11 protein-coding genes and 1 other RNA gene are annotated in these 10,956 nt (G+C 66.2%); 3 read left to right on the top strand and 9 right to left on the bottom strand.

The window, feature by feature from the left end; genetic code table 11:
• The first annotated feature begins 158 nt into the window (after positions 1-158).
• Both BM362_RS20460 and BM362_RS20455 read left to right on the top strand, forming a co-directional pair.
• Entirely contained in the window at positions 159-1,367 is a 1,209-nt protein-coding gene (locus BM362_RS20460; RefSeq protein WP_067592926.1) for a hypothetical protein, read from the top strand.
• A gap of 27 nt (positions 1,368-1,394) precedes the next feature.
• Complete coding sequence (locus tag BM362_RS20455; protein WP_093574199.1) at positions 1,395-2,138, top strand: ESX secretion-associated protein EspG; 744 nt, start codon at positions 1,395-1,397, stop codon at positions 2,136-2,138.
• A gap of 1 nt (position 2,139) precedes the next feature.
• Here the strand turns inward: BM362_RS20455 and BM362_RS20450 are convergent, their stop codons facing one another.
• Both BM362_RS20450 and BM362_RS20445 read right to left on the bottom strand, forming a co-directional pair.
• Positions 2,140-3,273 carry a sensor histidine kinase gene (locus BM362_RS20450; RefSeq protein ID WP_093574198.1) on the bottom strand — a complete coding sequence of 378 codons (1,134 nt, stop codon included), beginning with the start codon at positions 3,271-3,273 and terminating at the stop codon, positions 2,140-2,142.
• Entirely contained in the window at positions 3,270-3,962 is a 693-nt protein-coding gene (locus tag BM362_RS20445) for a sensor domain-containing protein (RefSeq protein WP_067592917.1), read from the bottom strand. Before BM362_RS20445 ends, BM362_RS20450 begins: the two co-directional genes overlap by 4 nt.
• A 165-nt stretch (positions 3,963-4,127) precedes the next feature.
• Between BM362_RS20445 and ssrA the strand changes: the two genes are divergently transcribed.
• Positions 4,128-4,502, top strand: a transfer-messenger RNA (tmRNA) gene (gene ssrA, locus BM362_RS20440).
• 173 nt (positions 4,503-4,675) lie between these two features.
• On the opposite strand, the gene BM362_RS20435 is transcribed toward ssrA, so the two are convergent.
• The 7 genes from BM362_RS20435 to BM362_RS20405 form a co-directional block, all read right to left on the bottom strand.
• Positions 4,676-5,503 (bottom strand): hypothetical protein, encoded by an 828-nt coding sequence (locus BM362_RS20435; RefSeq protein WP_143132459.1) that lies wholly within the window; start codon positions 5,501-5,503, stop codon positions 4,676-4,678.
• Between the two features lie 11 nt (positions 5,504-5,514).
• Positions 5,515-6,003 (bottom strand): hypothetical protein, encoded by a 489-nt coding sequence (locus BM362_RS20430; RefSeq protein WP_067592911.1) that lies wholly within the window; start codon positions 6,001-6,003, stop codon positions 5,515-5,517.
• A gap of 15 nt (positions 6,004-6,018) precedes the next feature.
• The gene (locus tag BM362_RS20425) at positions 6,019-6,942 is read right to left on the bottom strand and encodes a hypothetical protein (protein ID WP_093574196.1); all 924 of its coding nucleotides are present in this window, start codon (positions 6,940-6,942) and stop codon (positions 6,019-6,021) included.
• Positions 6,939-7,310 carry a hypothetical protein gene (locus BM362_RS20420; protein ID WP_067592905.1) on the bottom strand — a complete coding sequence of 124 codons (372 nt, stop codon included), beginning with the start codon at positions 7,308-7,310 and terminating at the stop codon, positions 6,939-6,941. The genes BM362_RS20425 and BM362_RS20420 overlap by 4 nt, the downstream gene beginning before the upstream one ends.
• Before the next feature lie 270 nt (positions 7,311-7,580).
• Positions 7,581-8,321 (bottom strand): class I SAM-dependent methyltransferase, encoded by a 741-nt coding sequence (locus tag BM362_RS20415; RefSeq protein ID WP_093574195.1) that lies wholly within the window; start codon positions 8,319-8,321, stop codon positions 7,581-7,583.
• A gap of 14 nt (positions 8,322-8,335) precedes the next feature.
• The gene (locus BM362_RS20410) at positions 8,336-9,013 is read right to left on the bottom strand and encodes a tRNA-dependent cyclodipeptide synthase (protein WP_067592899.1); all 678 of its coding nucleotides are present in this window, start codon (positions 9,011-9,013) and stop codon (positions 8,336-8,338) included.
• Positions 9,010-10,617 carry a class I adenylate-forming enzyme family protein gene (locus BM362_RS20405; protein WP_208865262.1) on the bottom strand — a complete coding sequence of 536 codons (1,608 nt, stop codon included), beginning with the start codon at positions 10,615-10,617 and terminating at the stop codon, positions 9,010-9,012. Before BM362_RS20405 ends, BM362_RS20410 begins: the two co-directional genes overlap by 4 nt.
• Positions 10,618-10,956: the final 339 nt, after the last annotated feature.

The following is a 10,956-nucleotide window of genomic DNA, read 5'->3' as shown; positions in this document are numbered from 1 at the left end:
GCTTCACTGGGCGTGCGGGACGACCAAGTGATCGAAGTCGTCATCCGGCAGCCGGATTCGCGCAAGGAGAAAAAGAATCCGTGCGATTCCGTACATGACGTCGCCGTTGCGATCATCGGCAATCTTCGCGGGGGGCGATGATGGAACCGGAACGGTGCATGGGCGCTGCCGAGATCTACCGGGAGCTGACCACTGGCTCGGGAGCGGGTTCGCTGGGCGATACCCAGCACGCCGCCTCCCAGTTGAGTGATCAGCTCCTCGGTCTGGCCACGCGGGTCGGGACGCTGGCCGCCTACCAGAGCGAGGCGTGGCAGGGCGAGGTCGCGAACGAGGCTTCGGCGAATTCGTGCACTCCGCTGATCGAGACGTCCGCGGAAGACTCGGCGCGGCTGGGTGCGGTCCAGGCCATCGCCCACGAGCAGATGTCGGCGTTCCAGAACGCCAAGAACAGCGTGAAACCGGTGGCCGCACAGGAACCGGGATTCACCGACGAGGAGGTCGTCGCCCTTCTGCACGGGGACGGGCAGAAGTACACCGACCGGGTGACGCAATGGCAAGCGGATTCGCAGCATAATGTGCAGGTTTTCAGCGGATACAGTGCGACCAGCGGATCGAATAACGGCCGAGTCCCCGCGAAATACGCGGAATTGCGGGACGCCGGGGCACAGATCACCCTGGCCAGTGCCGAAGATCCGGCCAAGCCCGGCCAGCCGCGCAGCGGCGGTCGGGGCGGCGGGTTGCACCGTCCGCCGTCGTCCGGGCCGAGGCCGGTCGAGCGCGGTCCAGATCCGAGCCCGACGCCCAGCCCGGCTCCTGGTCCGCCCCCGACCCCGGAGCCAGGTCCGGTTCGTCATCCGGGCGACCAGCCGCCAGTCCGGCAGCCGCCCGGTTGGCAGGTCCCGCCCGAACGTGCGGACGAGCGCGTCGAGAAGCAGTCGTGGCCGCCGGTCCCGCCGCGCTTTCAGCCGGTTCCGTCGCCGAGTCCGATCAGCCTCGGGCAAGGCGACGGAACCGGTGGCCACGGCAGCGCGTTCGGCCCGCTGGGCTGTTCGCCGGGCGGCACGGGTTCGGGTCCGGTGAACCTCCGCGGCGGTGCGGGTGCCGACAGCGAACCGGGAGGTCGCTCCGGCGCCAGGGTGCCGGGCGAGTCGGCATCCGCGCGCGGCGGCGCGGCTGGGGCTGCGGGATCGGCCGGGAAGAACGCGGCCTCGATGGCCGGCCCCCTGGGCGGCAAAGGCGGGAAAGGCGAAGCGGACAAGGAAAAGAAGGCCGCGCCCTACCTGCGCGAAGCCGACCCGGACGAGGTGTTCGGCGGCAATGAGGTGAAGCCGGTCCCGCCGGTCATCGGCGATCGCCCACAGAGATAGCGCACAGTTCAGGGGGAGGGGACGACGGTGCTGTTCGCGCGCACGACTGAAATTACGCTGAGTACGTTACTGAGCGCATTCCGTGAAGTCAAGCTGAATGATCCGCACCCGATGTTCGGCTTCGGCACGAGGTACGTGCCGGAGTCGCTGGCGGGGGAGCTGGCCGATGAGGCTCGCGACGAGCTGCTCCGGCTGGGACTTCTCGAACGCGGCCGCGTGTCCGACGCGTTCGAGGACGCGCTGTACACGCTCGCGCGGCCCGAAACGGAGTATGTGGCCCGCGTCGACAACCAGGGCGAGCAGTACAGCGTGTTCGTGGGGACTCGTGGACAAGGCGTGGTCACTGCGGTCCATGACGGGGCGCGGGTGCTGGTGAAGGCCTCGGGCAGCCGAGAAACGCCAGCCGCTGCTCTCGTGGCGCGTCTCCCGAGGTTCCGCCCGGCGAAACTCGCGTTGATTTCGCTGTCGCAACACGAATTCCGCGGCGAGGACAGCGACTTCCCCGACGAACGTGGCCGCTCCGCGCGGGCGGTCGACGAACTGCTGAACCGGCCTGCTTTTGGGCGTGGCGAGATCAATGTGTCGCTTCGCGGGGCGGGGCGGAGCAGACGGGTCGCCGATGGCGTTCTGACCTACCGCGACCTCAGTGCCGGCCGGGTCGCGTTCGAGGTGTCCGGGGCCGAGCGGAACCGGTACATCACGGTCATGGCCGGGGACGACCAGATGCTCGTTCAGCGAGTGGCCGCGCTACGCGCCAGCCTCGACGGGTGACCTACCACTGACACGGCAGGTCCGCTCTGATGACCGTCGGCCCGCCGACCGGGCTCACGACGGTGATCACGCCGTCGATGGTCGCCGCTCGGTCGGCCAGCCCGGCGAGCCCGCCGCCAGGGCGCACCTCGGCGCCGCCGTGGCCGTTGTCGGTGATTTCGGTGATGACGTGCGTGTCCGAGCGCCACACCTTCACCGCCGCCTCGGTCGCGCCGGAGTGCTTGGCGATGTTGGTGAGGGTCTCGCCGACGATGAAGTACGCCGTGGTCTCGACCGCGGCCGGCGGCCTCGGTTCGACGTCGACGTGCACGTCCACCGGGATCGGCGACTTCGCGGCCTGCGCGGACAGGGCCGCGTCGAGACCGCGGTCGCCGAGTACGGCGGGGTAGATGCCGCGGGCGAGGTCGCGCAGTTCGGAAACGGCGAGCTTGGCGTCCGAATGGGCCTCGTCGATCAGGTCGCGCACCGCGTTCGGGTCGTTGTCGAACTTCGACTTCGCCCGGCCGAGGCTCATCGCGACCGCCACGAGCCGCTGCTGAGCGCCGTCGTGCAGGTCGCGCTCGATCCGGCGGCGTTCGGCCTCCGCGGCGTCCACGCCACGAGCCCGCGACGCCTGGAGGTGCTCGGCCTTCTTTTCAAGCTTCTTCGTGCGGTTCGGGCCCAGCATCGACAGCGCCAGGTTCCCGTGCAGCCAGCCCAGCCACGGCGTCACCCAGATCGCCATCGGCAGCAGCACGATCGACGCGAGCGCGATCGGCAGCTCGACGATGGACAGCGGGAACGCGACCAGCAGGTAGGACAGGTCGCGCCAGGTCGTCGGGTCGGACAGCCGGGTCAGCCAGCGGCGGGTCATCGGCTGCCCGTCCAGCGACAGCCGCTCGACCGCGCCCAGCGGGGTGCCGAGCATCCGGCGGGCCCAGCGCCGTTCCAGGTCGCCTGACCAGCGGATGAAGCCGGTCACGGCCAGCAGGATCGGGAAGCCGATCCAGATGATCAGCGTCGCCGTGCCGACGGTCGCGCCGACCACGATGAGGATGAACTGCACCAGGCGCAGCACGAATGACGGGATCATGTACCCGATCGTGCGAGCCGGATGCGGACGAGGGTGCTCCGGAGGCGGGTCTTGCGCAGTCATCCAGCCACCGTGATCCCGTCGATCTCGTTCCACGAGCGCTCCATGCGCCGCCGCTGGGCGACCGTGGGCCGCAGGAACCCGGCCGCGAACGCCGCGTGCAGCGCCGCCAGCCCCTTGGTCAGGGCCACGGCGATCGCGGCGAACAACACCCCCAGCGCCGCCCAAGGCAGCGCGGTCACCGTCGAGTCGACGACGAACCACTGCACATCGTAGCTCGGGAAGGCGTAGACGCCGTCGGGAAGGAAGCGGTAGTAGATGGGCAGCCCGACCAGGCCGAGGCTGACCGCCCACACCGTCACGACCAGCACGAACTCCACCAGGCCGAGCGGGAAGAGCAGGAAAAGGTAGGACAGGTCGCGCCAGGTCGCCGGGTCCTTCAGCCGGGTCAGCCAGCGCTGCTTGGCTCCCGACGGCGGCAACGGCAGATACGGATCGTCGATGTACACGTCGAGCAGCGCGAACACGCGCCCCCGCTCGACCCGTCCCGCGGTCCGCGCGAACAGGATGAGCAGCGCGAGCAGCGGAACGCCGAGCCACACGACCAGCGTCCCCAGCCCCGCCGAACCCAGCGTCACGATGAGCGTGAACGAGAGGATCCCGATGGGCAGGTTGAGCAGGAGATACGCCAACGCCCCGCCCAACGGCGGAGTGCGGCGCCCAAAACTGCGACCGGCGGGCACGGTGACCATGGCGGGGCTCCCTCACTGCGGAAACTGACCTGCTCAGCATGGCCGGAGCGGCACCGGGCAACCAGGGGGCGAGCGGGCATCTTCGAGGTGGGGGCAGCCCTACCCCAGGCCGGAATTACCGGGTTGCCGCGCGGGTTATGATGGTGAGGTTACAAGCACCTACAAGGGGGTGAACGGTTTCGACTCTGGACGTTGAATCAAGGGAAGCGTGCCGGTGCAGGCGAGAGACCACCGCAAGCGTCATCGCAACCTAATAAGCGCCAAGGCCAATAGCCAGCGCGACTTCGCTCTCGCTGCCTGATCGCAGTAGAGCAAGTCTGTCGGCCCGGGGTCGCCTCCGACCCGGTCGCCGGCATCAGCTAGGAGGCTTACCGCCGGTCCCGGCCACGGGGCCCGGTAGGGAAGCAAACAGTGGCTGGGCTCGTCACTTCAGCTTGTTCGCGTGACTGAAGGGGCCAAGCAGAGACACAGCGGACTGCGCACGGAGAAGCCTTGAGGAGGCGCTAGAGGACCCGGGTTCAATTCCCGGCACCTCCACTCGATTCGCGGGAGAGCCCTGCCACGCTAGCGCGTTGGCCAGGGCTCTTCTTCGTTTTTGCCTTGGGGGTCGGACCCCCAAACCCCCGCCAGGGGGGCTGCGCCCCCTGGACCCCCGTCGTGGTGGGTGGGTGTCGTTGGTGGGTTTCGTTGGTGGGTGGGTGGAGTGGGGGGAGTTAGAAGGTGTTGTTGATGTCTGTTGGGGGGGTGTTCAGGTCGCAGTAGGAGTAGAGAACTGTGCGGTGGTCGTCTGTTCTGTGCGGGATGTTTTGCAGTGGGACGATCCAGGTGCTGCGTTCCCCGGGGGAGCAGGAAGGGCTTGCCGGCGGTTGCTGGGTCGTGCCGGCCGGGTTGCCTTTTCCGTCTGGCGGGACTAGGTCGCCGCCCACGATGGCGCCGGTCGCGTCGCGGAAGATCACGGCGGTGCGGCGGGTGGCGAGCGCTCGGCAGTTGGTTGACGTTTCCCGGTAGCGAATAGCGTCCGCTGGCGGTGAGGCGGTGGCTCGGCTCGTGGACTCGTAGGTGTCTGCCGGTGGGGTGAAGGCGCCTAGGGCTCCGCTCGGCAGCCAGGTTGTGGTCTGGACGTCTACGTCGGCTGAAGCCACCTTGTCGTTCGCGTTGAGGTTGATCAGCGGTCTGCCCAGGCCTACTTGTTGGCCGGGCAGGACAATGGGGATCTCCATCGTCAGTTGAGAACCGTCGAGGCTCTGCCGAATGCCGTCGAGGATGAGCGATACGTTGAGCTTCGCCTTGGTTCGGTACGCGATGTGGTTGCTGGTGTTGCGCAGCACTGCGCCCATACTTGCCAAGCCCGTTGAGGAGACGCCTTTTTCCGCGACTTCGATCCCGCCGCCACCGGGTGCGGTCGTTGCCGGCACCGGTCGCTCCGGAACCGAACTAGGGATGTCGCACGGCTTCGCCGCGGGCCCGGCCGCAGGCGAGGACAGCACCACCGCGGTGATCCCGGCGGCCGCGACGACTACTGCGGCGGCCAGCACCAGCAACTTCGGTTTTGTCATTCGTAGTACCGCTTCTTCAGGTCATCCACCTTGAGCTGGAAGTCCTGGATCAACTTCGCCGCCGCTTCGGAAACACTCGCGCTGAACTGGTCTTCGGGTATCTCGCGGACGGTTCCGGGCTTGACCCGCACGGAGAAGTCCGCCATGCCCGCCGCCGAGATCGTGATCCGCTCGTCGGCCGACCCGCCGATCGCCTCGACCTGGGCTCGGTCGGCGAAGAAATTCGAGTCACGGGCATCGTCAGCGTCGATGTTCAGGTCTGTCTCGTCGATCGCGGCCCGGTACTGCCGTTGCCAGCCAGCCCATAACAACCGTGCGATACCGGCAAGTACCCTTTCCAGCGCGGGTTCGTCGATGAATTCGTAGACGCTTTCCCCGAACGACAGCGTGATGTCGGTTCGTCGACGCAGTTCGGCTTCGATATCCGATCCGGGCGCGCGCACTCGCACCCGGATGTCGTCCAGTGTCTCGGCCAGGTCCACCATGGTGTTCTCCCGCCGCTAGTCCGACTTGCCCATGCCATGGTCACTGGCGAGCTCGCGGTCGCTCATCCCGGCCAGGCTCGGCCGTGCGCTGACCAGCTTGTCTTTGTTCCCGTGCACGGCGTCAGTCAGCGCCTGCACCTTGCTCGCGATCTGCTGCGTCTCGACCTCGTGAATATGCCGGGCGAGGTCGTCAACCGCCTGCTTCATCGAGTTGACGATGGTCTCCGCCGAGTCGCCGGACGCTGTTATCGCGGCCACGCCCGCACTGCCTGTCGACGCCGCGGCTCCGATCGCCGGAAGGGTCACTGCCAGGCCGGTGCCGCCGGTCGCGACAGTGACTGCCACTCCGCCGACGGCAACAACCGCGGAGAGCACCGAGAACCCGAAACTCCACTGGTTCTTGCCGCAGCCGCCAGCGTTGTCGAGCGCGTTCTTCGTGCTTTCCGCGATCTTGTCAATGTCGTCGCGCGCCTTGCGCCACATCTCCTGGTGCGCTTGGAGCGCGCCTTTAAGCGTGGACAACATGGTGAACTGATTTCCGGAGATCGTTATGAAGGTGTCGATGAAGCGGGCCTTGAACTCCATCGCGGCTTCGCCCGTCCACTCCTGCAGATAACCGCCGTCGGTGGTCATCTTGTCGAGGAGAGGGTTTGCCAGACCCACGTCGCTGGTGAGCTGGGTGGCGTGGCTGGGGCTGGTGTTCAGCTTCGCCATGGCCGCATTGAGGTCAGCGATCAGCGGATCGTAGCCAGCTGGATCGGGCATCCCGGAGAACGGCTCGAACAGCGCTTCGATGAAGGCGTAATGCTTCCTGAACGACTCGGGATCGCCGACCACGCCGGATTGCGTCGCGTACTTCTGATCGTGTTCCCTGATCGCCAGCTCGACCGCCTTCTCCTTGATGTCTTTCGCATGCTGCATCAGCTGGTCGAAAGTCATCGGCTGCCGTCCAGTTCGGGGTCGGTGCGCGCGCGGCGGTTCAGCTCGTCCCTCGCCGCTTGGTCGGTCCCCGCGTACAGCTGCGCGACCTTGCCCAGCGCCGTCGCGGTGTCGTCCAGGTTGCTCTTCGTTTCCTTGAGGAGGGTCTCGACGGCATCGTGCAGGCCGAGATAGGCCCGGTACACCGGCCCGAGCGCGTCGCCGCCGAAGCGGTCTGGACGCCGCATCGACTGGGCTACTCCGGCAAGGACGCGTTCGCAGCCGCCGATCGCCTCTCCGTATTCAGCTGAGATCGCGGGAAAGTCAACCTTGGCGACTTTCTCAAGCTGGTAAAGGTCAACGCCGAACTCTTTGCCTTGATGATCCACGTTTCCCCCTATCGACGTCGGCGCTCGCCTCGGCGGAAACCGGTGTCGATTGGTGGTCCTGCCTGCTCAGCCATGTGCGTCCTCCCCGCGCGCGGACTCAGTCGGTAGCTCACCAACACCGACTAATGGTAGCGACTCGGTCACCGTATGTCCTAATAAAGCGCTAATCGGCTTGTAAGCGAGCCGCTCAAGCAGGAGCGGGATTGGGTAGGCACGCGTAGCCGGCCCACGCTGGATGCGCGAGCCGGCTGCGTTTGGGGCAGGTAGCTGCTACTGCTTTATCGCGGCAAGCGTCAAACTTGTCGGGTTTTTTGCGCAGCGCGCAGCTCGGTCCTGGTCGGCTGGGGCGACAGCCGTCGAGGGCTTTACCAGGTCCCAAGAGACGTTCGTGAAGCCTGCGGTCTGCAGGACGTCAATGATCGTCTCAGTAGGCCAGTGATGTACTTCGATCTCCGTAGGCGGCGTGGTCAGGACAGCCACCTTGAACTTGTCGCCTTCCTTCGGGTTCGCTGGGCGGTAGGTGCGGAAGCCCGCCGCGGTCTCGGATTCTTCGCCGGAGTTGGCGTTTGCGCTCAGGATTGCCAGCTTGCCGCCCGGTTTCAGGTTGGCGTGCATGGTGTTTGCCATGGTTTGCAGGGTTTCCCGGGTGTCCGCGTAGTGCAGGACATGGATAGCCGTCACTACGTCGAACTCGCCTTGGGGCGGCATTGCCGCCAGGTCTTGGACTTCGTAGGCGATGCCTTGCGGGTTTCGCGCTTCCGCCTGCTGGGCCAGGGCGATCATGCCGGGTGAGAGGTCAGTGCCTACTACCCGCGCGGCGCCCAATTGCTTGATGCGGCGGGTGAAGCTGCCTTCGCCGCAGCCGACGTCCAGTACTCGCAGGCCGCGCAGGTCGCCTAGCAAATTCTTGAACGAGGGCCATTCCAGGTTTTCCCGGACGAAGCTGATTATCGCTTCTACGTCGGCGAAGGCGGCGGCTACCTGGTCGTACTGGTCGGCGGATTTCGTCATAAGACTCTCCGGTTTCAGGCGGGGCGGATTGTGGCGTAGCCCTGGCCGGGGTCTGGTTTCAGGGCTGCGGAGTCCGAGAAGATCACCTTCGCCAAGGGAAGGGGTTGGTGATAGAAGTTCAGGGAGGCGTCTACGTCAAAGATTCTGCCGGATGATACGAAGAAAGGAAGTTCGGCGATGAGATAGTTCTTTGCTTCGGCGATTTGGGGCGGCGTGGCATCGCCGGTCAGGCCTTTGCCGGCTAGGACCTCTACGGTCATTTCGGTGCTGGCGGAAGCCAGGGTGGGATCCATGGCGGTCAGGTGGGCGCAGTGTGCCAGAACCTCGGTATAGGTGGGGTTCGCCGAGAGTTCGGACATGCGGTGTACGCCGTCGGTTGGTCTTGGGCCGCCTAGGTCTGTCCAGGCTCGGAGGACTCGGTTGCGCAGGACGTTGGTTTCCGACCGAGCCTTCTTCGCTGCCTTGGCCTGGTCGTAGCCTAGGGCGGTGAAGGTGTGTTTCAGCGCGCTGTCGGGGATGATGACGTCGATTTGCTTGAACTCCGTATGCAGCCAGTCCAAAGTGGAGCGCAGACGGTCGACGTTGAAATAGCTGTTGCCTGGGCTCACGCCGAAAACCGCGTGGCGGCGGGATTCCCAGACTTCGCGGCAGGACGGGGTCAAGGGTTCCACACTGAAGCCGTTGCTGATCATGTCCAGCGTCCGGTGCCGGGAGTGGCCACGGTGTCCAGGTGGGTGCGGCGCAGTTCTTCCCGGACGATTTTGCCGGTCGCGGTCCGCGGCATGTCCGTCGCGGCGATGACCACCGGCTCGGCCAGGGCGGGGAGGCCGGTGCGGGCCCGGGACCAGTCGGTGTCGTCCAGGCGGCCGTCCCGGGTGGCGACAACGGGCAGCGGCAGGTCGTCGCCGCGCGGGAGGATGGCGACGTCGGCGCCTTCCGGCAGGCGGTCTGCCAAGGTGTCTTCGAATTCCAGGTAGCCGATGCCGGATCCGAAGTTGACCTCGCGGTCGACGATCTTCAGCGCTCCGGTCGGGGTGAGGATGCCGATGTCGCCGGTGTTCCACCAGTCGCCCACCAGCTTTTCCTTCCAGCGTTCGGGTTCGCCGTAGTAGCCGGCGCAGCGGGCCTTTGTTTTGGCCAGAACCAGGCCGGGGCGGCCGCGGCCGACGGGCTCGAAAGTGTCGGGATCGACGATCTTGAGGGTGACGAAACCGGGCATCGGGCGGCCTACGACGCGCGGGCCGGGTTTGTAGTCGCGCGGGCGGTTCGCGGAGCGGCGCGAGAGCACGGTCATGCCCATGCCGCCGGTTTCCGACTGGCCGTAGCCGTCGCGCCAGAGCGGGAACGGGTGCCGGGACGCGTTCAGGAACCGGCGGATGACCGGCCAGCGGATCGCGTCGAAGTTTCCGGCGAACAGGCGGATGCGGGCGAACGGGTTGTTCGCGCCGGTGCGGATCAGCGGAGCCATGGCCGAGTAGTCGATGGGCAGGGCTTCCATGAAAGTCGGCCGGTATTGGCGGAAAACCCGGTCGACGACGTCCGGGGAGCTGTCGTCCATGGCCAGCACGGTGGCCGGGGACAGGGTCAGCACCGAATAGATCCAGGTGAAAGCCCGGGCGTGCACGTAGGGCGTGAACATGGCCACGACGTCGTTGCGGCGGAACGTCAGGGGCGGGAAATGGCGGCATTCCAGCCTGGCCATTTGTTTTTGGATGGTGGCCGGCGGGAAGATGATCAATTTGGGGATGCCGGTGGTGCCGGAGGTGTGGGTGAGCATGAGGAGTTCGTCGTCCCGGCGGAGGACGGGGCGCGGGTGCGGTTCTGCTTCGAGGTTCGCGTAGGTCTGCGCGTGCGGCGAGTCGCCGTTGACGCTGAAGATCTTTCCGGCGAGGTCGGGGAAATCCTCGGACGTGATTTCCGCGCGTTCGATGCGTTCGGCGTCGGTGACGATCGCCGACGGTTCCACCCGGCGGATCAGGCTTTGTACGGCTTGTTTTCCCAGCAAACCGGACAGCATCACGGCGACCGCTCCGATCCGGGAGATCGCGGCGGCCAGCAGAATGCAGTCGAAATGATTGGCTTTGTAGACGACCACCCGGTCGCCGGGTTTCACGCCCGCTTTGCTCAGGACTCCCGCGGAGTCCCGGACCAGCGCAGCCAGTGCGGGAAGGTCGAGGCTTGAGCGGTCTTCCCGGTCGATGTCCAGCGGCCGGGACAGGTGGAACGTCATGGGCTTGCCGGAACTGCTTCGGTGATCGAACAGTTCGCCCAGGCTGAAGGCCCAGTTCGGTTTCATGGCTGAAGTGCTCCTATGCGGTGCTGTCCGACAGCACAAGGCCGGTTGCCGCCCTCGCCCGAATGCGGGCAAGGGCGATCGCAGCGAGTCGAATTGCACGCGAATCGCTGTGCGGGAATGTTCGGAAGGCAGAGCAATGCTGATCCGAGCGTCGCCCCCGCGATGCCCGGATCGGTGAAGACGAGCTACCGGTTGCCGGTAAGCAAACAAGCAGGAACGTACTGAAGCGAATCCACTCAAGGCCCCCTGATGTTTTGAGTTTCGCTTTAACCCCATTAGAGCTATACCTGAGCGGATAGCGACTGTCAATCGGCCGTTGGCGGCAGTCAATGCGGATAT

Origin of the sequence: Amycolatopsis rubida, assembly GCF_900115345.1 — a bacterium.
Classification (GTDB): domain Bacteria; phylum Actinomycetota; class Actinomycetes; order Mycobacteriales; family Pseudonocardiaceae; genus Amycolatopsis; species Amycolatopsis rubida.
This window is presented reverse-complemented; position numbering and strand designations above follow the sequence as displayed.

Bases quoted from the DNA above. Each gene is read 5' to 3' on its own strand.
- BM362_RS20410 (WP_067592899.1), bottom strand. From the start codon at position 9,013: ATGATCAGCAACGGCTTCAGTGTGGAACCCTTGACCCCGTCCTGCCGC.
- BM362_RS20425 (WP_093574196.1), bottom strand. From the start codon at position 6,942: ATGACTTTCGACCAGCTGATGCAGCATGCGAAAGACATCAAGGAGAAG.
- BM362_RS20460 (WP_067592926.1), top strand. From the start codon at position 159: ATGGGCGCTGCCGAGATCTACCGGGAGCTGACCACTGGCTCGGGAGCG.
- BM362_RS20445 (WP_067592917.1), bottom strand. From the start codon at position 3,962: ATGGTCACCGTGCCCGCCGGTCGCAGTTTTGGGCGCCGCACTCCGCCG.
- BM362_RS20415 (WP_093574195.1), bottom strand. From the start codon at position 8,321: ATGACGAAATCCGCCGACCAGTACGACCAGGTAGCCGCCGCCTTCGCC.
- BM362_RS20430 (WP_067592911.1), bottom strand. From the start codon at position 6,003: ATGGTGGACCTGGCCGAGACACTGGACGACATCCGGGTGCGAGTGCGC.
- BM362_RS20450 (WP_093574198.1), bottom strand. From the start codon at position 3,273: ATGACTGCGCAAGACCCGCCTCCGGAGCACCCTCGTCCGCATCCGGCT.
- BM362_RS20405 (WP_208865262.1), bottom strand. From the start codon at position 10,617: ATGAAACCGAACTGGGCCTTCAGCCTGGGCGAACTGTTCGATCACCGA.